This window comes from Mesorhizobium qingshengii (assembly GCF_900103325.1).
Classification (GTDB): Bacteria; Pseudomonadota; Alphaproteobacteria; order Rhizobiales; family Rhizobiaceae; genus Mesorhizobium; species Mesorhizobium qingshengii.
Genome location: NZ_FMXM01000038.1, coordinates 1 through 25,967, shown reverse-complemented (window position 1 = coordinate 25,967; position 25,967 = coordinate 1). Strand labels below are relative to the sequence as shown.

The 25,967-nt window shown below is 59.3% G+C and carries 21 protein-coding genes and 1 pseudogene; 8 read left to right on the top strand and 14 right to left on the bottom strand.

The features are described from left to right. A partial coding sequence (locus BLS48_RS32520) for an IS6 family transposase (protein ID WP_143019575.1) occupies positions 1–316 on the bottom strand: 316 nt, incomplete at its 3' end. Between the two features lie 492 nt (positions 317–808). Here BLS48_RS32520 and carB point away from each other — a divergent pair. After that, positions 809–4,321: a carbamoyl-phosphate synthase large subunit gene (carB, locus tag BLS48_RS32515; RefSeq protein ID WP_091586386.1), complete on the top strand. Its 3,513-nt coding sequence runs from the start codon at positions 809–811 to the stop codon at positions 4,319–4,321. 23 nt (positions 4,322–4,344) lie between these two features. After that, the gene (locus BLS48_RS32510; protein WP_038655265.1) at positions 4,345–5,301 is read left to right on the top strand and encodes a nucleoside hydrolase; all 957 of its coding nucleotides are present in this window, start codon (positions 4,345–4,347) and stop codon (positions 5,299–5,301) included. A 96-nt stretch (positions 5,302–5,397) separates the two neighbouring features. On the opposite strand, the gene BLS48_RS32505 is transcribed toward BLS48_RS32510, so the two are convergent. From BLS48_RS32505 to BLS48_RS32490, 4 genes are all read right to left on the bottom strand, one after another. Then, positions 5,398–6,522, bottom strand: coding sequence for a D-2-hydroxyacid dehydrogenase (locus BLS48_RS32505; protein ID WP_338100938.1), 1,125 nt, complete (start codon positions 6,520–6,522; stop codon positions 5,398–5,400). After that, positions 6,488–6,970 (bottom strand): ureidoglycolate lyase, encoded by a 483-nt coding sequence (locus BLS48_RS32500; protein WP_167365331.1) that lies wholly within the window; start codon positions 6,968–6,970, stop codon positions 6,488–6,490. The genes BLS48_RS32505 and BLS48_RS32500 overlap by 35 nt, the downstream gene beginning before the upstream one ends. Positions 6,971–6,974: 4 nt before the next feature. After that, a complete protein-coding gene (locus BLS48_RS32495; protein ID WP_244529998.1) occupies positions 6,975–7,796 on the bottom strand; it encodes an allantoinase PuuE in 822 nt (273 codons plus the stop codon). Positions 7,797–7,997: 201 nt separating this feature from the next. Continuing rightward, on the bottom strand, positions 7,998–8,696 hold the full coding sequence (locus tag BLS48_RS32490) for a GntR family transcriptional regulator (protein WP_038655271.1): 699 nt from the start codon (positions 8,694–8,696) through the stop codon (positions 7,998–8,000). A 254-nt stretch (positions 8,697–8,950) separates the two neighbouring features. On the opposite strand from BLS48_RS32490, the gene BLS48_RS32485 reads away from it, so the two are divergent. The 4 genes from BLS48_RS32485 to BLS48_RS32470 are packed head-to-tail and all read left to right on the top strand — an operon-like array spanning position 8,951 to position 12,986. Continuing rightward, a complete protein-coding gene (locus BLS48_RS32485; RefSeq protein WP_240565218.1) occupies positions 8,951–9,886 on the top strand; it encodes an NAD-dependent epimerase/dehydratase family protein in 936 nt (311 codons plus the stop codon). 8 nt (positions 9,887–9,894) lie between these two features. Next, complete coding sequence (locus BLS48_RS32480; protein WP_038655278.1) at positions 9,895–10,650, top strand: SDR family NAD(P)-dependent oxidoreductase; 756 nt, start codon at positions 9,895–9,897, stop codon at positions 10,648–10,650. Between the two features lie 7 nt (positions 10,651–10,657). Further along, a complete protein-coding gene (gene hydA, locus BLS48_RS32475) occupies positions 10,658–12,091 on the top strand; it encodes a dihydropyrimidinase (protein WP_038655281.1) in 1,434 nt (477 codons plus the stop codon). A 40-nt stretch (positions 12,092–12,131) separates the two neighbouring features. Further along, positions 12,132–12,986: a TIGR01459 family HAD-type hydrolase gene (locus tag BLS48_RS32470; RefSeq protein ID WP_038655284.1), complete on the top strand. Its 855-nt coding sequence runs from the start codon at positions 12,132–12,134 to the stop codon at positions 12,984–12,986. Positions 12,987–13,190: 204 nt separating this feature from the next. Here the strand turns inward: BLS48_RS32470 and edd are convergent, their stop codons facing one another. From edd to BLS48_RS32425, 9 genes are all read right to left on the bottom strand, one after another. After that, the gene (gene edd / locus BLS48_RS32465) at positions 13,191–15,008 is read right to left on the bottom strand and encodes a phosphogluconate dehydratase (RefSeq protein ID WP_038655286.1); all 1,818 of its coding nucleotides are present in this window, start codon (positions 15,006–15,008) and stop codon (positions 13,191–13,193) included. Positions 15,009–15,115: 107 nt separating this feature from the next. Next, a complete protein-coding gene (locus BLS48_RS32460) occupies positions 15,116–16,036 on the bottom strand; it encodes an ABC transporter permease (RefSeq protein WP_038655290.1) in 921 nt (306 codons plus the stop codon). Between the two features lies 1 nt (position 16,037). Continuing rightward, a complete protein-coding gene (locus tag BLS48_RS32455) occupies positions 16,038–17,156 on the bottom strand; it encodes an ABC transporter permease (RefSeq protein WP_051727018.1) in 1,119 nt (372 codons plus the stop codon). Next, positions 17,146–18,702 carry an ABC transporter ATP-binding protein gene (locus BLS48_RS32450; protein WP_051727019.1) on the bottom strand — a complete coding sequence of 519 codons (1,557 nt, stop codon included), beginning with the start codon at positions 18,700–18,702 and terminating at the stop codon, positions 17,146–17,148. Before BLS48_RS32450 ends, BLS48_RS32455 begins: the two co-directional genes overlap by 11 nt. A 62-nt stretch (positions 18,703–18,764) precedes the next feature. Further along, entirely contained in the window at positions 18,765–19,814 is a 1,050-nt protein-coding gene (locus BLS48_RS32445; protein ID WP_084791874.1) for a BMP family lipoprotein, read from the bottom strand. Between the two features lie 65 nt (positions 19,815–19,879). After that, positions 19,880–20,677, bottom strand: coding sequence for a BtpA/SgcQ family protein (locus tag BLS48_RS32440; RefSeq protein WP_038655293.1), 798 nt, complete (start codon positions 20,675–20,677; stop codon positions 19,880–19,882). A gap of 59 nt (positions 20,678–20,736) precedes the next feature. Continuing rightward, positions 20,737–21,888, bottom strand: coding sequence for an SIS domain-containing protein (locus BLS48_RS32435; protein ID WP_038655296.1), 1,152 nt, complete (start codon positions 21,886–21,888; stop codon positions 20,737–20,739). A 26-nt stretch (positions 21,889–21,914) separates the two neighbouring features. Then, positions 21,915–22,826: a carbohydrate kinase family protein gene (locus BLS48_RS32430; RefSeq protein ID WP_038655299.1), complete on the bottom strand. Its 912-nt coding sequence runs from the start codon at positions 22,824–22,826 to the stop codon at positions 21,915–21,917. Continuing rightward, entirely contained in the window at positions 22,816–23,610 is a 795-nt protein-coding gene (locus tag BLS48_RS32425) for a GntR family transcriptional regulator (RefSeq protein WP_167365330.1), read from the bottom strand. The genes BLS48_RS32430 and BLS48_RS32425 overlap by 11 nt, the downstream gene beginning before the upstream one ends. 798 nt (positions 23,611–24,408) lie before the next feature. Here BLS48_RS32425 and BLS48_RS32420 point away from each other — a divergent pair. Further along, positions 24,409–25,116 carry a DUF6088 family protein gene (locus BLS48_RS32420; RefSeq protein WP_240565219.1) on the top strand — a complete coding sequence of 236 codons (708 nt, stop codon included), beginning with the start codon at positions 24,409–24,411 and terminating at the stop codon, positions 25,114–25,116. Next, positions 25,113–25,876, top strand: a pseudogene (locus BLS48_RS32415) (nucleotidyl transferase AbiEii/AbiGii toxin family protein); the annotation flags it as partial. The gene BLS48_RS32420 and the pseudogene BLS48_RS32415, both read left to right, overlap by 4 nt. Positions 25,877–25,967 lie beyond the last annotated feature (91 nt).

The window sequence follows — 25,967 nt, the reverse complement described above, 5'->3', positions numbered from 1 at the left end:
GGTATTCACTGAACCAGAACTCGACGGCGTCGCCGACGCTGTCGATGGCGCGATAGAGGTACGTCCATCGCCCGCGCACCTTGATGTAGGTCTCGTCCGCATGCCATTTGCCGGTCACGGCGCGCTTGCGCCGGTTGAAGCGTTCCATCAGCAGCGGCGCGAAATGAACGACCCAGCGATGGATCGTTGAATGATCGACACTAATGCCACGCTCCGCCATCATTTCCCGAAGATCGCGTAGGCTCAGTCCGTAGGCCAGATACCAGCGAACGCAAAGCAAGATCACAGATTGGTCGAAATGGCGGCCTTTGAACATCTCAACTCTCCGGGGAACACCGGAGCCAAATGCCATGCGCCTCGTTACCAAAAACTTTGCAACACATCCACCGAACCTGCCCCCACTATTCAAGCCCAAACCACTGCTCCTGCACGCCGCCTGACCCCAGAGAAGTTACCGGTCTCCAGAGCGAGGGTTCGCGGTCTGTCGTGAACTCGCGGGTTTCCCGAGGGACGCCGGGAGCCCTCGCACCCTTCAACCCATTAAATAAATCCCATGAGCACCCTAACTCTACACAGGGCGTTGCGAAGCCCACCAGAAGGGTCGGCCGAGAGCGGAAACGCCTTCTGACCCTGCGCTTTCCGATGATCAGAATCTTTCCATCTGCCTAGCAACGTTGACAATGACTTCTCACAGAAGATATGTCTGCATTGTTGCGCGCATTAATGCACGCGTCACTTGCGCAATGGCGCTTCGTCGCCAATCTGCCGGGTTCGCGCTTTCAACCAGCCTAGACGCCAGCGGAAAAAGATGCCCAAGCGCCAAGATTTGAATTCGATCCTGATCATCGGGGCCGGCCCCATCGTCATCGGCCAGGCCTGCGAATTCGACTATTCCGGTACCCAGGCCTGCAAGGCGCTGAAGGAGGAAGGCTTCCGCGTCATCCTGGTCAATTCCAACCCGGCCACCATCATGACCGACCCGGAACTGGCCGACGCCACCTATATCGAGCCGATCACGCCGGAAGTCGTCGCCAAGATCATCGCCAAGGAGCGGCCGGACGCGCTGCTGCCGACCATGGGCGGCCAGACCGCGCTCAACACCGCTTTGTCGCTGCGCCGCATGGGTGTGCTCGACCGCTACAATGTCGAGATGATCGGCGCCGACGCCACGGCCATCGACAAGGCCGAGGACCGCGCGCTGTTCCGCGAGGCAATGAGCAAGATCGGCCTGGAAACGCCGAAGTCGATGCTGGCCAACGCCACCGACGTCAAGAACGCCGACCGCAAGACGCATGAAGCCGAGCGCGCCGCGCTCAAGGCCGAGAAGCCTGAAAACCTCGACGCCGAACTCGACGCGCTGGAAACCCGCTGGAACCTCGGCGAAGGCGACCGCAAGCAGCGCTACATCAGCCACGCCATGGCGATCGCCGCCCAGGCGCTCGACCATGTCGGCCTGCCCGCCATCATCCGCCCGTCCTTCACCATGGGCGGCACCGGCGGCGGCATCGCCTACAACAGGGCCGAGTTCTACGACATCGTCCAGTCCGGCCTCGACGCCTCGCCGACCACCGAAGTGCTGATCGAGGAGAGCGTGCTCGGCTGGAAGGAGTACGAGATGGAGGTCGTCCGCGACAAGGCGGACAATTGCATCATCGTCTGCTCGATCGAGAACATCGACCCGATGGGCGTGCACACCGGCGATAGCATCACCGTCGCCCCGGCACTGACTCTCACCGACAAAGAATACCAGATGATGCGCAACGCCTCGATCGCGGTGCTGCGCGAGATCGGCGTCGAGACCGGCGGCTCCAACGTGCAGTTCGCCGTCAACCCCGCCGATGGCCGCCTCGTCGTCATCGAGATGAACCCGCGCGTCTCGCGCTCCTCCGCGCTCGCCTCCAAGGCCACCGGCTTCCCGATCGCCAAGATCGCCGCCAAGCTTGCCGTCGGCTACACGCTGGACGAGCTGGAGAACGACATCACCGGTGGCGCGACGCCCGCCTCGTTCGAGCCGTCGATCGATTACGTGGTGACGAAGATCCCGCGCTTTGCCTTCGAAAAATTCCCCGGCGCCGAGCCGGTGCTGACGACCGCGATGAAGTCGGTCGGCGAAGTCATGGCCATCGGCCGCACCTTCCAGGAGTCCCTGCAGAAGGCGCTGCGTGGCCTCGAAACCGGCCTGACCGGCCTCGACGAGATCGAGATCCCCGGCCTCGGCCATGGCGCGACGGCCGCCAACCATGCCGACGACCGCAATGCCATCCGCGCGGCGCTCGGCACGCCGACGCCCGACCGGCTGCGCATGGTGGCGCAGGCGATCCGCATGGGCACCTCGCTGGAAGACGTGCATGCGATGTGCAAGATCGACCCTTGGTTCCTCGAACAGATCGCCGGCATCCTCGCCATGGAAGCGCGCATCCGCGAGCACGGCATTCCGCAGGATGCCGTCAATCTGCGCATGCTGAAGGCCATGGGCTTCTCCGATGCCCGCCTGGCCTCGCTGACCAGGACCGACGCCGAAGTGGTCGCGAAGATCCGCGACAAGCTCGACGTTCATCCCGTCTACAAGCGCATCGACACCTGTGCTGCCGAATTCGCCTCGCCCACCGCCTATATGTACTCGACCTACGAGGTGCCGTTTGCCGGCGCGCTGGCCAACGAGGCGCAGGTCTCGTCGCGCAAGAAGGTGGTCATCCTCGGCGGCGGTCCGAACCGTATCGGCCAGGGCATCGAGTTCGACTATTGCTGCTGCCATGCCGCCTTCGCGCTGCGCGACGCCGGCTATGAAGCGATCATGATCAACTGCAACCCGGAGACGGTTTCGACCGACTACGACACGTCGGACCGGCTCTATTTCGACCCGCTGACGGCGGAGGACGTGCTGGAGATCCTGCGCGCCGAGCAGGCTTCGGGCGAACTGGTCGGCGTCATCGTCCAGTTCGGCGGCCAGACGCCGCTGAAGCTGGCGGATGCGCTGGAGAAGGCTGGCATCCCGATCCTCGGCACCTCGCCCGACATGATCGATCTGGCCGAAGACCGCGACCGCTTCCAGAAGCTGCTGCACAAGCTCAACCTCAGCCAACCGAAGAACGGCATCGCCTATTCGGTCGAGCAGGCCCGCCTCGTCGCCGGCGAGCTCGGTTTCCCCTTGGTGGTGCGCCCGTCCTATGTGCTCGGCGGCCGCGCCATGCAGATCATCCATGACGAGAGCATGCTGCAGAGCTACCTGCTCGACACAGTGCCCGGCCTGGTGCCGGAGGACATCAAGCAGAAATACCCCAACGACAAGACCGGCCAGATCAACACGCTGCTGGGCAAGAACCCGTTGCTGTTCGACACCTATCTCTCGGGCGCCATCGAGGTCGATGTCGACTGCCTCTGCGACGGCAAGGCGACCTTCGTGTCGGGCATACTGGAACACATCGAGGAGGCCGGCATCCATTCGGGCGACTCGGCCTGCTCGCTGCCGGTGCACTCGCTGCCTTCCGAACTGGTCGACGAGCTGGAGCGCCAGACGGCGGCCCTTGCCCGCGCGCTCAATGTCGGCGGGTTGATGAACGTGCAGTACGCGATCAAGGACGGCACGGTCTATGTGCTGGAGGTCAACCCGCGCGCGTCGCGCACCGTGCCCTTCGTCGCCAAGACCATTGGCCGTCCCATTGCCAAAATCGCCGCCCGCATCATGGCCGGCGAGACGCTGGAAGACGCCTTCGCCCATTACGGCGCCATGCCCGACCCCAGAAATCCCGGTCACATCGCGGTCAAGGAAGCCGTGTTCCCCTTCGCCCGTTTTCCCGGCGTCGACATATTGCTCGGGCCGGAAATGCGCTCGACCGGCGAGGTCATGGGCCTTGACCGCGACTTTGCGCTCGCCTTCGCCAAGAGCCAGCTGGGCGCCGGCGTCGACCTGCCGCGCTCCGGCACCGTGTTTGTCGCGGTCCGTGACGAGGACAAGCCTCGCGTGCTGCCGGCGATCCGGATTCTTGACGAAATGAGCTTCAAGGTTGTGGCGACCTCGGGCACCGCCCGCTTCCTCGGCGAAAACGGCGTCGTAGCCGAAAAGATCAACAAGGTTCTGGAAGGGCACCCGCATATCGAGGACGCCATCCGAAACCGCCAGATCCAACTTGTGATCAACACGACGGATGGGAAAAAAGCGATCTCGGATTCAACGTCTATACGTCGCGCGACGCTGATGCACAAAGTGCCCTACTACACCACGACGGCCGGGGCCTTGGCTGCCGCGAAAGCGATCAGGGCTCTTCAGCAAGGACAGCTCAGCGTTGTTCCGCTTCAAGCATATTGGCACTCAGGCGTTTAACTCAAGCCAACGAGGGAGAACCTATGGCTACCAAGATTATACTCGACGTTGACACAGGTACTGACGACGCTGTTGCGATCATGTTGGCGGCGCTTCATCCAGAGATCGATCTCCTGGCAGTGACGACCGTCAATGGAAACGTTGAAGTCGCAAATTGCACCGACAACACTTTGAGAACCCTTGAGTGGATCGGCCGCCCGAATATTCCCGTGTACGAAGGTCTTCCGCGTCCAATCGTGCGGACAGATTTCCCGATTCCTCGAGCAAAAAAGCGCGACGTCGGAGTTCACATGAAAACTCTGCCCATTCCGGAAGCGAAGGTCCAGAAGGGGGATCTGACGGCGCCGAACTTCCTCGCCAAGGCATTCGCCAAAGTTCCCGGTGAAATCGTTCTGGTGGCCGTAGGCCCCCTCTCCAACGTTGCCGCGGCCTTGGCTGCAGACCCGAACTTCGTGAGCAATGTGAAAGAGGTGATGATCATGGGCGGGGCGGTAAACAAGTCGAACGTCACGCCGGCCGCCGAGTTCAATATTTGGGCCGACCCCGAAGCCGCCGCCATAGTGTTCAAAGCCGGCTTCGAGAGAATCACCTTGGTCCCTCTTGACGCCACGCACGAGGCGTTGGTTTCAGTCGAGCAATGCAAGGAGTTTCGAGCGTTGGGAACGCCCGCTGGCAAACTCGCCGCTGATCTGATCGAACATAGAATTCGCGGTTACCAAGCGAACCAGCCCACTGGCGTACCGGATACCGCCCCTGTGCACGACGCTCTCTGCATAGCGGCGCTTGTGGATCGAGACGTGATCGAAACAAAGTTCGTCAACGTGGTGATAGAGACAATTGGCGAATTCACGGTTGGTCGGACCGTCGTCGATCTCGAAAAGCGAACCAATAGGCCAGCAAACTGCAACGTGGCTTTTCACGCAAACCGAGCCGACTTCGTAGCGCTCATGAAGCGCACGTTCGGGGTCATGCCAACTTAGGCGCCTGGAAGCCTCCGTCTGGTAGCCAGAAACGCCAGGATCACGTCATGGCGTTTCTGAGAGGAGTTCCGGGCGTATCGACCGAGATGTATCTGGCTAGCCCACCACGTTTCGAGGAGAGCCCCGAAGGAACAATTCCACGTTTTCAATCAATTGGTCCACCAATCCTTGGATCGCTTCCTGACTTGCCCACGCAACGTGCGGCGTGAGGACAAAGCGAGGGTGTTCAAGCAGTTTCATCATAACGTGGTTGCTGCATGGAGGTTCGGCCGTAGCAACATCGAAAGCGGCGCCGGAGATCTGGCCGGACCTCAGCGCCCTAGAGAGCGCCTCTTCATCTACTAACCCTCCGCGTGCAGTATTGATGAGCAGCGGGCGACGGGACATGAGCGAAAATTCGCCGTCGCTAATCATGTTGCGGGTGGACGGCATGAGTGGTGAATGGAGGGTGATGATGTCGCTCTCCCCAAGCACCTGCTCGAACGGGGTGTAGAGTGGACCCATGTTCTGGGTTCCTTTGTACGCCGAGAACAGCACCCGCATTTTGAAAACCCTGGCGATATCGGCCACGGCCCGTCCCAGTACTCCGTCACCGACAACGCCGATGGTGGAGCCGGCGAGATCGTTGATAGGATGGTCGAAGTAGCAGAACATACCAGACTCCTGCCATCGTCCCTGTCTGACTGAGCGGGAGTATTCGACGATGCTCCGACGTAGAGCGAGAACGAGTGCGAACGTGTGCTCTGGAACCGTGTTTTCAGCATAATTCCGTATATTGCAGACAGTGATGCCGCGCGTGGAGCAGGCTGGCACGTCAATGATGTCAGTTCCGGTGGCGGCTACCGCAATCAATTTGAGATTGGGTGCGGCAGCGAGGGATTGTGCGGTCACGGGGGTTTTGTTCGTAATCACCACGTCGGCGTCAGCAATCCGTTGCGCCACTTCATCAGCCGCGGTCTGCTCGTAGATTTTGACTTCCGATTTGAACGTGAATGGCCGTATGGTCACGCTATTCGAAAGCGTCGCGCGATCGAGAAACACGATGTTGAGGGGGCGATTGGCTGACTCAGCGGACATTTCATGCTCCGTATTGTTGTGAAGGGCGGCGAGAATGATCGAGCCTGCTGAAGCGGCATCGTCGTCGCTCGCAAGGCTCTGTCGCGCATGGTTGTGGTGACTTGAGCTGCTAGGCAGCGGGCGCGACCGACCGTCGAGCCGCAAGGCACACGAACTCTTCGTCGAGGTCGGATCCGTCCGCGTACATGATCACCATGAACTCGGCGGGTGCGCCTAGTACCGTCATGGGGTGATGCCAGACATTTGCCCGGTAGTTGATGCCCACATTCCCTGGAACATGAAAGGCCTGCAATTGGCTGCTGTCAGGGCCACCGCGGGCATCGGGAGGCGCCACCAGAACAACGTAGCTTTCGCAACTTCGCGGAATGAATGTTTGCGAAGAGTATTCATGGCGCTCCATTCGATCTACCTCCAGCGGCAGTTCGCAGGGCTTCAACGACACCAGGCACACACGCAGCTTCGCCCCGAGGCGGTTGTTTTCGAGAACATTGGAAAAGTCGAACCGTCCGCCATCGCCCTCGCCAATGCTGACAAGCGTGCCGAACGGGGCGAAATCCGAGGACGAAATAGGGCGAATTCTGGCCGTTGTCATCGGCTTACACCGGATTGAAGGGATGGTGCTCGAGCCAATGCCGGGCAATTTCGTTGCGCCGACAGACCCAAACGTCTGCCTTCGACTGGACATAATCAAGAAAGCGCTCCAAGCCGGATGCCCGTCCTGGATGACCCAGAAGTCGCATGTGCATTCCGATATTCATCATCTTAGGCTTTGACCTGCCTTCGTCATAAAGCATATCGAAGCTTTCCCTGAGGTAGACAAAGAAGTCTTCGCCCGTTCCAAAATTGCCCGTTCCCCACTTGAGGTCGTTGTTAGTCAAAGTATAGGGAATAACAAGGTGCGGTTGGCCTTCGGCCACTACATAGTAAGGGAGTTCGTCGCAATAACTGTCGCTGTCATAAATAAAACTACCCTCCTCGATAAGAAGTCGGCGGGTATTTTCACTCGGCCCATAGCGGCAGTACCATCCGATTGGTCGCTCGCCGATAGTCTTCTTGAGGCTCTCGATGGCGAGCTGGATATGTCTCCGCTCTTCGTCCTCGCTCAACTTGAAGTGCTCTACCCAACGCCAGCCATGGCAGCAGATGTCATGTTTGGCCGCGCTGATGGCCCTTGCCGCTTCGAGATTGCGCTCGAGGGCGAGAGCGCAAGCATAAATCGTCATGGGAAGCTGGCGTTCCGAGAAGAGCCTCATAAGCCGCCAGAACCCGACTCGGCTGCCGTATTCAAACATCGATTCGGCCGCGAGATCCCTTTGACCGACCGCCACAGGCGCATGTGACATTTCGATGAGACCCGTGTCCGACAGCCCGTCCCCGTCACCGATGCTATACTCCGAGCCTTCCTCGTAATTGAGCACGAAGTTTACCGCGATCCGTGCGTTCCCTGGCCACCGGGGATCGGGGGGGGTTTCACCATAACCAACGAAATCCCGCTCGAGCGAGCGGGCCACTTTTCTTATAGGGTTCACGGGGCCGACCTCGACTTTTCGCCTGCATCAATGCAGACACGATTGCATGCAATCGTAAAAATGGCAAGATTACCTTCTGCAGGACAAGCCTTATTCCGTGAGGAAGTCGTACACGTCCTTTTCGAGCCGGCGCTCCTTCGTTAGTTCAAGGCTCGCGACGATGTGGTCGAAATGGTGCTGCATCATCCGGATTGCGGCGCCACTGTCTTTGGCCGCAATAGCGTCGATCATTTCCCTGTGCTCTTCTGAAAGACACAAGATCCCGCTCTTTTTTTCGTAGACTGACTGCACGAGAACGCAGCGGCGAATAAACGTGCCAACCAATTGTTCAAGGATTTCGTTTCTCGCAATCTTCGCTATCAGGAAGTGGAATTCGGCAGCGATTCGATTGACGTTGGGCCGCAGCGCTTCGAACGCCTCACGCTCGCGCAGGTAATTGTCTCTCAGAATGGCGATATCCTTGGACGTCGCGCGCGCGCATGCGAGCGACACCACAAGCTCTTCAAGGTGCCGACGGACCTGAAACACGTTCTTGGCTTCGGCAACGGTGGGCCTCGATATGAATGCTCCCCGATGCAGTTCGAAGACCACGACGTCTTCGTCTCTCAACCTCTCAAGGACTCGTCTGACCCTGGATCTCGGGACGTCATATTTTTCCGCGAGCTTGACCTCATTGAGGTGCTGTCCCGGCCTCAAATACTTGTCGACGATGGCGTCCATCAGCCTGTTGTAGAGAACATCCTCGACCGGATGTTTACCCCGCAATTTTTCGCCCGCAACTTCGTCCATGATCGCATCCTACGTCCGACCGTTACAGCGCCCGCGATGCGGGCGGTCAACCTAGCCACGGGATAAACCGGCCGGACGGCCTTGCCAACAAAAATTGCATGCAAAATGGCTGAAAGTCTTGTCGGCAGTAGGAAAGACACCGGTTTTCGGGATCAAGCGCGTGAATCCGCTTGATTGCCTGCAATTGTGCGCGCAATATCTCAGCTTGATGGGCTATGTGGTATTCGTCGGACGATTGAACGCGGAGCATCTCCTTGAGTGCGGAAACAATTATGGTAACGGGCGCTGCCGGCCTTATCGGCAGGCGGGTTCTCGAAATGCTTCGCGCCGGTGGGCGACGTACCGTCGGCGTCGACATCACCAAGAAGAACGACGCTTCGGCAGACATACTCATAGCTGACGTGGCTGACACCCATCGACTTCATTCGATCGTCGGAAGTGAACAAGTGGGGGCAATCGTCCACTGTGGGGCTGTTTCGGGTCCCATGGTGATGATCGACAACCCCTACGGGATTGTTCAGGCGAACATCGTCGGCACCGCCAATATGCTGGAGCTCGCGCGCATCCACAGGATGCGACGCATCGTCTTCTGTTCCTCAAACAGCGCGTATGGGCCGATGCAGGAGCGGCCGGTTGATGCGCCCGCGGTGGCGGAGGATGTCGTCCTCAGACCGTCGAGCGTCTATGCCGCCACAAAGGTTGCCGGCGAACTCCTTCTGGCCGCGTACAAGAAGCAGCACGGCGTGGACGGCATTGCTATACGCCTGTCCTGGGTCTACGGCCCCGGGCGAACGACGGATTGCTTCATTCGGACCCTAATCGAAGATGCCCAGGCAGGGCGCACAACGAGAATTGCTTGGGGCAAGAATTTTCCGCGACAGTTCATCCATGTTGACGATGCTGCTCGTGCTTTGCTCGCCGCGCTCGACGCAGATGGCGCCAAGTCGACAGTCTACAACGCGACGGGCGGAACATTCCTGACGCTTAACGAAATCGCACAGCTTGTCGCAAGCATTCATGGCAACGCCGACATCGAGCTGGCCGACGGATCGGACCCGCTCGACGATTACCAACATCGGCTCGACATTTCGGCAATCGGGCAAGATTTGGGCTTTGTCCCGCAGATTTCCCTAGAGGACGGGATCAGAAGCTACTCCGGGTGGCTCAAGTTAAATTCGCATCAGAAATGAGGTCTCGAATGACGAGTTTTGATCTGTCGGGGAAAACGGCGCTGGTCACAGGTGGCAGCCGAGGCATTGGTGCGGCCATTGTGAAACTGTTCGCCGAACATGGCGCGACAGTAGGATACTGCCATTATGGTGACAATGCGAACGCGGCAGCCCTTCAAGACAGAATGTCGGCTGCGGGCTACAAGATCGCTCACACCATCTGCGATGTCTCCCGGGAAGAAGCAGTTCACCAACTAAAGGTTTGGAGCGATGCCGAACTCGGTCACGTCGACATCCTTGTCAATTGCGCGGGCATCGGCGGCGATCTTCTCTTCGAAGACATTACGATCGCGGAATTCGATCGTCAGATCGGCGTCCATCTCCGTGGCACCTTCATGGTGACAAAACAATTCTATTCTCCCATGGCCGAAAAGGGCTGGGGCAGGATCATCAATGTGTCGTCCCAGCTAGCTTATAAAGGCGCCCCGGGCCAATCGCACTACTGCGCTGCAAAGGCAGGGATTGTGGGCTTCACCCGAGCGCTTTCGTATGAAGCGGCGCCGAAAGGGGTGACCGTCAATTCCATCGCGCCAGGTCCGGTGGAAACCGACATGTTGATGGGATTGAGCGACAGCTGGCGTCAGATGAAGCTGAACCAGTTGCCTGCCAAGCGGTTCGGCCGTGTCAACGAGATCGCGCCGACGGCGCTCCTGCTGGCGTCCGACGAAGGCTCTTTCTTTGTTGGACAAACGCTGTCGCCCAACGGCGGCGACATCATGCTCTAGTCCCGCCATGTTCGATCTCGTTATCCGAAATGGAACGCTGGTGACTGAGGACGAAGTCCTGGTGGCGGATCTTGGCGTCCAGGATGGCGGCATTGCCGCGTGGGGTTCGGATCTCGGGCCGGCACGTCGCGAAATCGACGCCACAGCGAAATATGTCCTGCCCGGCGGCATAGATAGCCATGTTCATCTGGCGCAGCCTTCCGGCGATGGCATCGTGATGGCCGACGATTTTGAAAGCGGCACGCTGTCGGCTCTGTTCGGCGGCAACACCACGGTGATGCCTTTTTGCCTCCAGGAGCGAGAACGGCCGCTGCGAGCGACATTGTCCGAATATCACGAGAAGGCAGAGGGCAAATGCTACACCGACGTGTCGTTTCATCTGATCGTCTGTGACCCTAGCCCAAGCGTACTCGGGCAGGAGCTTCCCGCGCTTATCTCAGGGGGATACACGTCGTTCAAGGTCTTCATGACCTACGAGGGTCTGCGCCTGAATGACGCGCAGATTCTCGCCACTATGGATCTCGCCAGACGAACAGGCGCCCTCGTCATGGTTCACTGCGAGAATGAGGATGCGATCCGCTATTTGATCGGCCGTCAAGAAGATATCGGCAATGTCGCACCGAAAGCCCACGCAACCGCACGCCCGATCGTCGTGGAGCGAGAAGCTACGCATCGCGCGCTCTCCTTGGCCGAAGTCGTCGACGTGCCAGTCGTAATCGTCCACGTCTCTAACGGCCCGGCGATTCAGGAAATACGGGCCGCGCGTGCGCGCGGACAAAAAGTGATCGGCGAGACGTGCCCGCAATATCTCGTGCTAACGGCGGATGACCTTGATGGCATGGATTGGGAGGGCGCCAAGTTTGTGTGCTCTCCACCACCACGCGACGTCGAGAGTCAGGCCTTCTGCTGGAATGGCATCGAAACGGGTTTGTTCGACCTATTTTCGTCCGATCATTGTCCGTTCCGGTTCGACGATGCCAGGGGAAAGCTGAATCCAAGAGGCCGCCAAAGCTTTCGGTACATCCCCAATGGCATCCCCGGCATCGAGACGAGGCTTCCGATTCTCTTTTCCGAAGGAGTCGTCAAAGGCAGGATCGACCTGAAACAATTCGTGGCCTTGACTGCATCGAACCATGCGAGGATCTACGGGCTCGAGACCAAGGGGCGCATAGCGGTCGGCGCAGATGCCGATCTGGCCATTTGGGATCCCGAAATTGTCAGAACGATCGCCCATGACGAACTTCACGACGCAGCCGACTATTCGCCCTATGAAGGGATGACCGTTCAAGGCTGGCCGACAACGGTCATCCTCGGTGGAAAAATCATGATCGAGAACGGTACGCTGGTCGGCGAAAAAGGTTCCGGCAAGTATCGGCCGCGCGCGCTCTCGCCGCTGGGCTCGCGAGCGGAGCCATCATCGGCTTCCAAAGCCTCGCTGTGAGCGCGTCGCGACGCACTGCGCACAACCCCAAGGAAAGACAATGGCTCCCAGGAATCTACAAACGCTCTCGGAAGTGTTCCCGCTCTATGATGCGGTGTTTTGTGACGTTTGGGGCGTCCTGCACAACGGCTTGGAATCCTATCCGGATGCGGTGGACACGCTGAGATCTGCGCGCGAGCAAGGGATAGCTGTCGTTTTGATAACGAACTCTCCACGCGTCTCATGGCAGGTAGTCGAGCAGATGAGATCACTGGGCGTCTCCGACGATGCCTATGATCGGATTGTCACGTCTGGAGATGTCACGCGGTCGTTGATCGCGGCCGGACCGCGAAAGATCTATTTTCTTGGTCCAGACCTCCATCTCCCACTGATCGACAATCTCGAAGTCGAACGTGTGGCAGCCGGGACGGCGGAGGTGATCGTTTGTACCGGCTTGTTCGACGACGAAACCGAAAAGCCGGGCGACTACGTCGAATTGCTTGCGAGCTTTCGAGAGCGGGACGTCCAGATGATCTGCGCAAACCCGGACATCGTCGTCGAGCGCGGCAAACGGCTCGTCCCTTGCGCCGGAGCGTTGGCTCTGGAGTATGAGGCAATGGGGGGGCGGACGCTCATCGCCGGGAAGCCTCATGGACCCATTTACCGGGCGGTCTATGCGGCGGCGGTCGAGCTCCGTCGAGACCTTGCGCACGGTCGCATCCTGGCCTTGGGTGATGCCATCGTCACGGACGTCAGGGGGGCGCTAAATTTCGGTGTCGATTTGCTATATGTCAGCGAAGGTATTCACGCCAAGGAGTATGAGGGGGCAGACGGGCGACCGGATGAGGAGAGGCTATTCGAGTTCCTGGCCGCTCACCACGTTTCCCCCAAATGGTGGATGGAGCGGCTGGTGTAACTTTCGTCAGGCAGGCGCGCCGCCACTCCCCGGCTGACGCGATGATGCAGCTGGCGCTAAATTGGGGTCGCCGGGAACGCGAGTACCCCCAACATGGATTACCCAAGCCTTGGGCGATAGGCGGCTATTTGCCGGCACGGAAGCGCCGGCTTTGCGGTCTGATTTGAAGCTCGTAACTTGGGGGACTTTGCAGAAACCGCGGCTTCAAAAGCTGAAGACGCTTGCTCCTTCGTCCGAGGCGCCGACGAGCTGGCGAAACGGGGCAAAAAGCTCTCGTCCCAGACCAATCTGATTTTCGGATAGATCCGCGCGCGCGGTCGTTCGTCCGCCCAGTATGGACCTATCGACCAAAATATCGAGGGTTCCCGCCTTGGCGTCGAACCGGATCACGTCTCCGGTCTGAACCAGGCCGATGGAGCCGCCGTCTGCTGCTTCCGGTGTAACATGAATGGCGGCGGGTATCTTTCCTGAAGCTCCCGACATGCGGCCATCCGTGACCAGCGCAACCTTGAAGCCTCGGTCCTGCAGCACGCCAAGCGGCGGCGTCAGCTTGTGAAGCTCGGGCATGCCGTTGGCCTTGGGTCCCTGAAACCTTACGACGGCAACGAAGTCGCGTTCCAGCTTACCAGCTTTGAAGGCCTCCAAGAGTTCCTGTTGGCTCTGAAAGACAATTGCGGGAGCCTCAATGACGTGCCGCTCTGGCTTGACGGCGGAGACTTTGGTGACTGCCTTGCCGAGGTTTCCCGTAAGTACCTTGAGTCCGCCAGTCGCGCTGAACGGACGGTCTGCGCTGGCCAGAACCTTGTGATCCGCACTGGTGTCGGTTACGGGATTGCGGACGACCTTGCCAGCTGAAAGCTTCGCATCGACGGCATAGTTCAATAGCCCCTGGCCCGCGACGGTACGGACGTCCCCCTGGAGCAACCCTTTATCTAGCAAGGTCTTGATGAGGAAGCCCATGCCACCGGCGGCGTGGAAATGATTCACATCCGCCTGACCGTTGGGATAGACGCGGGCCAGGAGCGGCACCGCATCGGAGAGGTCGGCAATATCAGTCCATGTTAGTTGAATGCCGGCAGCTCGCGCCATGGCGATCAGGTGGAGAGTGTGGTTCGTCGATCCACCTGTCGCGTGCAACCCGACAACGCCATTCACGATCGAACGTTCATCGATCATTTCCCCGGCCGGAGTGTATTCGTTACCGAGCGCCGTTATCGCCAGCGCGCGCTTTGTCGCTTCGACGGTGAGCGCCTCTCGCAGAGGCGTGCCGGGATTTACGAAAGAGGCTCCCGGCAGGTGAAAGCCCATGATCTCCATCAGCATCTGGTTGGAATTCGCTGTACCGTAGAATGTGCACGTGCCTGGCCCGTGGTAGGACTGCGCTTCAGATTTCAGCAGTTCCTCGCGTCCGATTTTCCCTTCCACAAAAAGCTGGCGCACCCGTGATTTCTCGTCGTTGGGAAGACCGCTCGTCATCGGACCCGCGGGAATGAACACCGCCGGCAGATGACCAAACGACATAGCAGCGATCATCAACCCAGGCACTATCTTGTCGCAAACGCCAAGATAGACCGTCGTGTCGAACATATCGTGTGAGAGTCCCACTGCGGCTGACATGGCAATGAGGTCGCGTGAAAAGAGCGAGAGCTCCATGCCAGGCTGGCCTTGCGTTACTCCATCGCACATCGCTGGGACGCCCCCAGCGACCTGGGCGACAGCGCCGCAATCCTCAGCGGCCCTTCGTATTATCGCGGGGAAGCACTCAAACGGCTGGTGAGCCGACAGCATGTCGTTGTAGGCGGTTATTATGCCGAGGTTTGGCGCGGAGTGGCACGCAAGCTTGTCCTTCTCGCGCGGCGAACAAACTGCAAATCCGTGAGCAAGGTTACCGCACCCCAAGACTGATCGGACCGGCCCCTCCCGGCGAGCACGGCGAATACGGTCCAGATACTTCTCCCTGGTCGGCTTCGAGCGTTCGACAAGTCTCAATGTCACCGCGGCTACTGTGCCTTTTCCAGGCATGCAATACCTCATACCGGCTGCGGGCTCTGGGCCCGGCCGCTGTTCTGATAAAAAGTAGAAGGCTGCGATAGGTTTAGGCTGTCGCAGCCTTCGTTCGGACGGGTTGATCAGCTGATGTCGAAACGCCAGGCGCCCTGGCGCTTCTGCGCTCGGAAATTCCTGATACCGACGAAGACTAGGGCGATGATCGTCACGACATATGGTATCAGCTGGAGGAGTTGCGGGGCGATGCCGGTAACCTCTGGCAGCCGGACCGACAAGGCGGTAGCCAAACCGAAAAGCAGGGCAACGAGGGCCGTGGGAAACGGCTTTCCTTTTGCAAAGAAGATCGCAGCCAACGCGATCAGCCCCCGGTCGTTGGTCATCTTGTTGGCAAACAACGAGACATAGCCAAGCGAGAGGTATGCGCCCGCCAAACCACAGAAGGCACCGGACAGAAGCATCGTCTGGACCTTGATCAAGCCAGTCGATATCCCCGCGGCTCGCGCTGCGTCCTCCGCCTCGCCTACCACTCTTACGCGCAAGCCCCACCGGGTTTTATAGAGGACCCAGGCGACCACAGGCACGGTGAGATAGGAGAGATAGACCAACAGCGTATGACCGTTGAGAGCAGGACCGATCCACGGAATGTGGGACAGTCCGGGTATATCGATAGCAGGAAACTTCGGGATTTTCGTTGAAGCAAATACGCCATCTTCGTCGAGCATCCCCTTCAGGAGAAGCGCCGTGAGACCATAAGCAAGGAAGGTCACGGCGATGCCGGCGATGAAGATATCGGCTTTGAAGCGCAAATTGAATAGCGCGAGAAGGCCAGCGAGCGCCACCGCGCAGACCATCGCCATCAGGATGGCAAGGGTCAAACTCCCTGTCCAATAGGCGGTTACAACCGCCGCGAACGCCGCGAGGATCATGAACCCGTCCAGTGCGATATTGAGCATGCCCGCCTTGAACGTGAGCAGGCCTCCCATTGCGGCAAAGATCAGCGGCGTGGAAATGCGGATAGCTGAATAGAATAGATCGGAGTCCATATCAGTTCTCCTGTGTTTCTGCATTTTTGGGAAGAGCTTCGGCCTGCGGTTGCGGCTCAACAACAGAAACCCTTTGTGCCTTCAGCCATTCCCATGAGAAGCGCGCGCTAAGGATCAACACGATGATGAATTGCAGTACCTGGACGAGGTATTTGCTGAGCCCGGTCATCATTTGCAGGACGACACCACCGCTGTTCAGGGCGCCAAAAAGCAGCGCCGCAAGAATTACACCAATTGGATTGTTGCCCGCGAGCATCGCAACAGCGATGCCATCGAAGCCATACCCGGGCGAGAAGTTGTCATAGAAGGCATGGTACTGTCCCAGTACCTGCTCGGCGCCCCCCAGCCCCGCAATTGCGGCGCTGATCAGAAAGACGGAGAGCGCCTTGCGCTCGACTTGCATACCCCCGTAGTTAGCGAACCGCGGATTGAGGCCGATCATTCTCCACTGAAAGCCGATCTTGGTCCGCAAATTGATGAACGCGAATAGGATGCACAGGAACAAGCCGATGACGAAGCCGGCGTTGACTTGCGAGTAGACCGAGAAGTTTGTGAGGCCGGCACTGTCCAAGACGTCCGGAAGTTTATTCGTGGGGCCAGGAGCCTTGAGGACGCGCGCCGCGATCCAGCCCGACAGCAAGAGCGCTATAGGGTTCATCATCAGGCAAACGACAAGTTCGTTCACCCGAAACTTGACGCGCAACACAGCCGGGATCAGGCCCCAAATGGCGCCTCCGAGCATCGCCGCTATCAAGCAAAGCGGCAGATGGATGAAGCGCGGCAGTTCCACCGCGTATCCGACTATGCCGGAACAGAGGGCGCCCATTATGAGCTGCCCCTCGGCGCCGATGTTCCACAACCCCGCCCTAAATGCGACCGCGACGGCTAGCCCGGTGAATAGCAGGGGCGTCATTGTTTGCAGCGTGACAAGGAAATTTGGCCACCCCACAAGGCTGCCTTGTACGATGGTGCCGTAGACTTCGACTGGATTGTCGCCAAGCGCGATGACCAGCGCACCGCCCACGATCAAGGCGATTGCCACGGCGACCATCGGCGCGATCATCGAGCGCAGTGCGAGCAAGGCGGCATTGCCAGCGGCGGACGTGCGTTTAATGGGCATGGGAGTGTCCCTCCGCCATATGTTGTCCCGTACGCGACTCAATCCCACCCATGAAGCGCCCTACAGTTTCCAGATCGGTGTCATAGGTATTCAAGTCGGCGACGATTTGGCCGCGATAAATCACAAGGATCCGGTCAGAGAGCGAGAAAACCTCGTCGAGATCGGCAGAAACGACGAACACTGCCTTTCCTGCGTCGCGCATGGCGACCAAGGTTCGATGAATGGATTCAATCGATCCGATATCCACTCCTTGCGAAGGCTGCTCGGCAATAATCAAATGCGCATTGCGCTTGAGTTCCCTGGCCAGTTGAACCTTCTGCTGGTTGCCTCCCGACAGTGCCTTGGCGAGCTTGTCCGGGTCCGCGCCTCTGATGTCGAACTCGCTGATTAGACGGCTACAGACATCTCGGGCAGCCTTGGGAGAGAACCAGGGACCAGATCCGAACTGATCGATGTGGCCGACGGCCATGTTCTCCCAGATCGCGCATTCGAGAGACAGGCCGAGCCCCCCACGGTCCGCTGGAATATAGGCCAGCCCGGCGTTCCTGTTGGCTTCGGGATTGGCCCCGACCTTCAGGCCGCCGATCCTGATTTCGCCTGATGCTGCTCGACGCAGGCCAGCGATGCACTCTACGACTTCGTCCTGCCCATTGCCCTGCACGCCGGCGAGAGCGACGATTTCGCCATGCCTCACCGAGAAGGAGAGATCCTCAAGAACCGCGTGGCCTTGTTGTCCATTCGCCCTCAAGTGCAAGACCTCAAGCGCCGTTTCGCCGGCGTTGGCCTTGCCCTTCTTGACCTTGAGCAGAACCTCGCGCCCAACCATCATCGACGCAAGTTGCTGTGCGGTAACATTTTGATTGTCGAGTGTCTGGAGCAACCGCCCCTGCCGCATGACAGATATCCTGTCAGCGACGGCGAGCACCTCTCGGAGTTTGTGCGTGATGAAAATGATTGATCGGCCGCTTTCAGCAAAAGCCCGCATCGTCACAAAGAGCTCTCTGGTCTCCTGCGGAGTTAGGACTGCCGTCGGCTCGTCCAGAATGAGTATCCTTGCATCGCGATAGAGGGCCTTCAGGATTTCGACCCTCTGCTGCAGACCCACGGGCAGGTCGGACACGATCGCCCTTGGATCGAGTTCTAAGCCGAACCGGCGGCCAAGCGCCTCCGCCTCCACCTCTGCCTTTTTCGAATCAACCAGCCCCTGCCTGGTAAGCGGCTCGCTGCCGATGATGATGTTCTCCGCCACCGACAAGCTGGGAACTAGCTTGAAATGCTGGTGCACCATGCCAATGCCGGCTTCAATGGCCTCTGAGGGACCGTTGAAGGAAACATCCTTCCCTTCGACGTTGATCTGGCCGGCGTTAGGCGGGAACATTCCGTAGAGAATGTTCATGAGAGTGGATTTCCCGGCCCCGTTCTCTCCGATGACGGCGTGAACCTCGCCGCGCCGTACAGTCAACGATGCGTGGTGAATAGCAACGAAATCGCCGAATTTCTTGTGCACACCGGTGATTGTGACACTGTCATGGATCGATTGGGTCATTTGAAGTACTCCTTGCGGAGAAGCTACCGCAGATTGCTCTGCGGTAGCTTCCCGAGACGCGATTACTTGGCGTTTGCAATCGAGGGAGGAGTTTCGATTTCAGGTTTGCCCATAGTCTTCGCGCCAGGCTTGAGGTCGAAGAAGTTCGGTACCACAATCTCGCCGGAGGCGACCTTGGCGCGCATTTCCTCCGCACCCTTGAGTACGTCCGGCGGGATCAGGCCCTTGTTGTTGTCGTCCATGGCGATGTCGACGCCGCCTTCCTTCAGGCCGTACATGAGCGTCTTGCCGCCCTGGTACTTGCCGTCCTTGACGCTCTTGATCATGTCGAATGTGATCGTGTCGACACGCTTCATCATCGATGTCAGCACGTGGCCGGGTGCCAGATAGTTCTGGTTGGAGTCCACACCGATCGCCAGGGTGTTGCTTTCACGAGCGCCATCGATGATACCCGAAGAAGTCGCGCCGGCCACCGCGTAGTTGATATCGGAGCCTTCGTTCACGAGCGCGAGGGTGTATTCCTTCCCAACAGCCGGGTCGGTAAACGTGCCCGAGTAGCGCTCGATGACTTCGACCTTGGGGTCAGCAAGTTTTGCGCCGTAGTAGTAGCCGGTGAAGAACCGGTGAATGACGGGAATGTCCTTGCCGCCGACGAAACCGATCTTGTGCGTTTTGGTGGTCTTGGCGGCAATCCAGCCTACCAGGAAGGACCCTTCCCAATCCTTCGCGACGGCGGCGACAATGTTGGGCACTTCCATTCCGGCGTCGATCAGGCCGTACTTCTGGTCAGGAAACTGCTTGGCCACTTCATCCATCGGCTTGACCATATCGAAGGAGTTGCCGACGATCAGGTCGAAACCTTGGCCGGAAGCGCGGGCGAGGGCTGACTGGAAGTCCGAAATCGCGCGAGGTTGGACGACGACATAGTCGACGTCCAGCTCCTTTTTCGCACGTTTCATTCCTTCCAGCACCATGTCGTTGAACGAGCGGTCGCCGATGCCGGACTCTGATGCGATCATGGCCACACGCAGCTTGTCTGCTGCGTGGACCGGGGTCAGGGATGCCGTCGCAAGTGCAAGGGCGAATCCGAGTCGTGTGATTGACTTAAGCATGCTGAAGTTCCCCTTTCTGTGGTGGTTCGCTTAGGTTTGGCCAGTGGTCTTTCAGACCATAGTCATCACGCGGCCTTCTTGTTCCTTGTCGCTGAAACGAAGGCGCGGATCTTTTCAGGATCGAGCTTGCCGAAGGATTTGCCCGAGCCCTTCATTGTCGAGGAGACGATGGCGCCGTTCGCTATCGACGTCACCTCGCCCCAGTTGGCGGCCGTGACGCTGCCTCCGACCAGGATCGGGATGTCCCCGGCGACCTGGCGGGCGCGCCGGCAATAGTCGAGCGTCTCGTCGTAGTCCTTGCCGGTCAGAACAAGACCGTCCGCGCCGTTCAACTCGACGGCATACTTGACGTCCTGGTCGAAGCCACCGTTCGTCATCGGCGTTCCGGTGCGGTCGTGAACGTCCGCAAAGATCGCCACTTTGTCGGCGCCGAAGCGAATTCGTGATTTCAGTGCGACATGCGCCTGCGAGGTATAGGGCCCCCACGGCGCCATCATGCCACCGACGAAAATCTTGATGCGGATGAAGTCGACGTCTGTCGCCGATGCAACGGCGAACATGCCTTCGGCGTCGTTCTCCTGGAAGTTGAGGCCGACGGGAACTTTGTGGTGATGCCTGATCTCGTTGATGATCCGCGTCGTCCAGGCGACCTGGGCGTTTGTCACCCTGTCGGCCACCGGGATGTCGTGCAGGTTCTGCACCATCAGGATCTCGATGCCGTTCTTCACGAGCATCTCGGCCTCTTCAAGCGCCGGCTCAAGCACAGCGCCGAGCGTTCCGTTGCGCCAACGGCTGCTGTCAGGGAGAGGCTCGAACTGGATCATTCCGATGGCCGGATGCTCTCCGGCCTTGATCATGCTCATCACTTCACTCATCTAACTACCTTTCGTGTTGGCAATCGCGATTGCGATCGCTTGGCTGATTACTTTGCTGCCGCCGTCTGGGCCGAGTGGAAGATCTGCCGATGGTTGACCTCTTCCCGTTTTGCATTGTCGAAGCCGAAGAACCGCCTCTTCTGCTGGATCGCGACGTGGCATGAGAGGTATTCGGCTGGGAGCTTGTAGACGAATGGGGTGTAGACCTCGGGGATGCCCGGAGGCATCGGGAAGAAGATGTCGGAGGCTGAGATCGCATCGGCATCGGCCGACTCGCCGACAATGATTACCCGGGACCCCATTTCGTGTGCCGCGCGCGCCTGCTCCAGACCGCGGTCACGACCCACGCCTGGCGGCAAGAGGATCACAGTGTCGACCGTTTCATCTGTCATGAAGTACTGGATGTGGGCCCATTCTTCGAGCTGAGCGACATGCGAGGCCTTGTTTAGGGCCTCGAGCCATTTGGCGGCGCTGAAGTGGGCAGTTGCGAAGTTCGGCCCGCCACCGGCGATGACGAACTGTCGGTCGCGCTTGAAACTTGCAGCGACCTCCTCTGCAATCTTCGCGGTTGGTTGTTCGGCCTCTGACATTTTGTCGGCGACGGTGCGAAGCTCGGTGATCATGCGATCGACGGCCTGCTTCGACAGATGGCCGTTGCGTTCGCCTAGCACGATAGATGCGATGTAAAGACCCAGGAGGCTGGCCGTGTACGAAAGCGTGCCCGGCGTGGTAATGCGCGTTCCATCCGCCTGCGTCTTGATGTTCGGAACGGCGTTGACCTTGACCAACGTTTCAGCGGCTTTGGCCAGATTGCTGTCTTCGGAAACGGTCACCGCGAATGTCTTGGCGCCGCGGCCCCGGGCGAGCTTGATGCCCTCAATCGTGCGGGAAACCGTTCCCGAGTTCGACACGCCAAACACGAACGCATCCTTCGGGAGGTAATGAACCAAGTATCTGGAGAACTCGAGCGCCTCTACCGGTTCGACGAAAAGCCCGGTCGCCCGCATCATGAATTCGCGGACGGCGAGAGAGGCAAAATAACTGTCGCCACAACCGATTATGAAGCCATGCTTGAATGATAATGGGTCGACGTTGGAGAATGTTGCCCGCACCGCCGCCAGCATCTCGTCGAGGTTGCTGCGAACGAAATCGGCCTGCATGGCGATTTCCTTCAGCATAAATGTCTTTTCGAGGTCCATCGTCTTCGTCTCCGGGTTTTGGTTGGTTAGATTGGCTTCAACTCGATGCGGCTACGCAGCCGCTCCAGTCGGCGCAACATTTCGTGTTTGGTGGCTAAGAGCAGGGCTGCCGGGCCATGAGCGGCTATCGCGAAAGATGCCGAGACCGCTCCGCGCATTACCGCTTCGATCGGGTCGCGCGTGTCGGCATAACCTTTGAGAGTGCCGCCAGAAAACGCGTCCCCAGCGCCGGTCACGTCGATCACCTGCTCTGCAGCCGTCGGCACCAGCACGAGATCGTTGCTATTTCGCGCATGCATCGCGACGCCGTCCTCTCCGAGCTTGACGACGATCACCGGAACGTCCGGCGCTATGTCTCGCAGACACTTCAGACAGTCGATGGCGTCCAGGTTTGGCATCATGCTCTGGACATCCTGCTTGCTCGGCACGAACAGGTCGGCGTTTGACGCGAGATCAGCGATGTCTGTCCTGGTCATCTCGTGGGCGGTTTGATCGTCGCCGTCGATCGACAGCACCTCAGTCCCGCGGGCTCTCAGCGCTCGAGCCATGTCACGCTGCATGTCCCACGGCATCGCGGAGATATGGACATGCCGAAACGTTTCGCTGCCCATGCTAGCGGGAGTGGCGCAAAATGTTCGGTAGTCGCGCGTTGTCGAACGCAGCACGAAGTGACGCTTGCCGTCTTCTTCATACAGCCCCCAGTTTCGCATCGTACGATCGAGGCGCGGCATATGGCTGAAGTCGAGATGCGTCTCGAGCTGCTCAAGCGGATAGCCAGGCCCCACAGGAGCCACGACGCTTGGCCGTACGCCCCAGATTGCCATTCCCAACCCCGAGTACATCGAGCCCCCGCCGGGGATGAGCCACATGGTCTTTCCGTCAGGAAAGACGATGTCGTCGATGCCGATGCTGCCAAATGTTGCGAATTCAACGGTCATATCGGCACCCGAAGCGGATCGACGTGAATTCAATGATCTGAGAATTTTGGTAGCTCATCGTGTAGAGGACCGGCTTCCCGGCCAGGTCGAATTGCGTCTGCCGCATCAAGAGAAGCGGGCTGCCCTTCCTGAGCCTGAGACGCTGGGCGTGGTCCGCATTGGCGGCCACGGCCCCGATGATGACGCGACTTTGAACGAGAGTGAGGTCGATCTTTTCCGCGAGGAACGAGTAGAGCGAACTTCCGTCGAACAACGAAAGCAAACTCAAGTCGGTCTCTGGCGTTCCCCTTACCAGGTACTCGTAGTTGACAGCCAAAGGGACGCCGTCTGCGAGACGGGTGCGCGAAACGCGTGCGATCGGGCGACCTTCATTCACGCCCAGTTCGGTGCAGATCGACGAGGGTGCAGACACCAGTTCGATCGAAAGATCCCTGGACGACGGCACCATTCCTGCTGCCCGCAGCAGAGCCGAAAGCGACTGCTGAGTCTCGAGGGGATCGCGAAGCGGTCTGACGGCGGGCGCGGCGACGAATGTCCCCACACCATGCCTCACCTCGAGCACCCGCTCCTCGGCCAGAATTCGTATCGCCTCGCGAAGCGTAGGCCTGCTGACGCCAATCTGCTTTGCAAGCGTGGCTTCCGCTGGGAATTTGAACCCTGCGGGAAGAGAACCGGCCTCAACCTTCTCCCGTAGCGACACTGCGATGCGGCTGGGCAGTCCCGAAACCGGAGCCTCGCCCCGCCAGATGTCTTTCGCCATACCCAGCAAACCGTCCGAAGGCATTTCTCGCTCCCACATGCCAGAGGTCTGACCTCTAACGCTGATTGCCCGCTTTATTGCACGCAATATCTCACGCAACGACCCCGAGTCAAGGACTAACGGTCTAATCCGACAGATTTTCCGTCTCAGGTAGCAGGGCCGGACTTAGGTGAAAGACTGCCTATAGCGCTTCGTCAAGATTGCTGACATGGCCGCATGGTCGGACCATTTGTCGTCGACCAGGACATCCGCCACCGGTCCCATCGGCCGACCGCGTCGTGCGCTGGCTTTGGCGAACACACCCCGCCAATAATTCCGTTTGGCGGCCGGCAGGGCGCCGATCGGGCTGAGTGGAAGGCATAATCTTTGGTCGGCCGGAGAGCTCCCAAGAGTCTTTGTTGCCAGTGCAGGCACCGCGTCATCATTAGACGGGACGCTACACTACGTGGCTGGGTCCTTCCCACTTGAGCCATAGTCGCATCCACGAGGGTGAACAACTGTGGCACGCCTATCCTGGAATGCACTGTTGCCTTGCACCTTTAACGCCGGGTGTGGACTGCTGCACACTGCTCCAGTCTGCCAATTTATGCGACTTTCGAAGCACAAATAGCGAACATCGAGTTCTTAGTGACGAAAACTACCTGAATTGGGTGCGTTCATCATCAGGTCGCCACCGACCTTTTATCCTGACTCCAGCGCAGCCGTCACGGCTTGGCGTCGCCCGTAACCTCATGCAGCGCCTCGAGCTCAGAAGCACCCGCTCGATGTCGGGCAACGTGGAATTGAGTGCTTGGGATGTCCGAAATTTGTAGCATTCTTCGGATGACCCTTGTTTCTGTCCGAAACTTGTCGCATATTTCGGACATGTCCTTGGTTGAACCCGACAGCGATCTCCGATCGCGTGTGCTCGCACGGATCGAGTCCAAGCCCGACGAGGTCTGGACCCCAGGCGACTTTGCCGATCTGGGGGCGCGCGCCGCGGTGGACAAGACCCTGCAGCGCCTGGCTGCTGCTCAAGAGCTTCGCCGGATCGACCGGGGTCTGTATGACCGGCCGCGTACCAATACTCTGACCGGCCGCGCCACTGTGCCGGACTATCGCGCCGTGATCCGTGCCGTCACGCGCCGCGACAATGCGCGCGTCGTCATTGACGGCATGACGGCCGCCAACGACCTTGGCCTTACGACCGCCGTTCCCGCGCGGATAGAAGTGCTGGTCGATGCGCGACTGAAGCCAATCAGGCTGGGCACGCAAGAGATTCATTTCAAATACGCGGCCCCGAGCCGCCTCTATTGGGCGGATCGGCCGGGGATGCGGGTCGTCCAGGCACTGCATTGGATGCAGGATATGCTGAGCCAAGACAGCGAACGCCAGCGTATCCGGACTACGCTGCGTCGCCTGTTTGCCGACCCCAAACACGGCGAAGCGATCCGCGAAGATTTGCGCGCCGGTCTCTCCGCCGTGCCGATCTGGATGCAGGAATTCCTCCGCGAAGTCCTCGCCGGCTCATCGAGCGAGGCCAAGTCGTGAGCACCGACGCCTATCGCCAGATCATCGCGGCACCGCGTGACCGGCTCGATCTGTTCCTCGCCACAGCCAATCGGATCGGGGCCCCGGTTGGCCATGTCGAAAAGGATTTCTGGGTCTGCTGGACCCTCAATTCTCTCTATCACGAACGGCCGGCAGGAGAGCCGCGGCTGCTGTTCAAGGGCGGCACGTCGCTGTCGAAAGGCTATGACCTCATCAAACGCTTTTCCGAAGACATCGACGTCACCGTGTTCCGCGACGACCTTGAGGAGCCCGCCACCGTTGAAGAGCTCGAGGCGCTGTCGAACAAGAAGCGCCGCGCCAAACTGGACGCGATCCGAGACGCCTGTCGCGCCTATATCACCGGCCCGCTCAATGAGTTCCTCGCCGCCCAGATGGCAGACGGCATCGACGGGGCGGGTCGCGTGGAAATTGATGACGCCGATCCTGATGGTCAGACCCTGCTGCTTTGGTATCAGAGGCGGAACCGCGCGACGGCGCCTATGTCCGACCGGCGATACGTCTCGAATCCGGCGCAAAATCGGCGCTCGATCCCCACGGGCCGCTGACGATAGCGCCCTATGTGGCCGGGGACGCACCCGGCGTTGATCTCGCCGTACCGGACGTCACCACGATCGAAGCGACGCGCACCTACTGGGACAAGATGGTGATCGCTCACGGACTGCGCCGTTGGTATGAGCGGCGCGGCGAACTGCGGCAGGCAGGGCAGCGGGTTTCACGCCACTACTACGACCTGCACGAGACCGGTAACTTCTCTGGGGTGATCGCGGCCACGATTTGTTAGCGTGGACTAGGCCATCAACGTCCCCTTGTTCAAGGAGACAACGATGGCG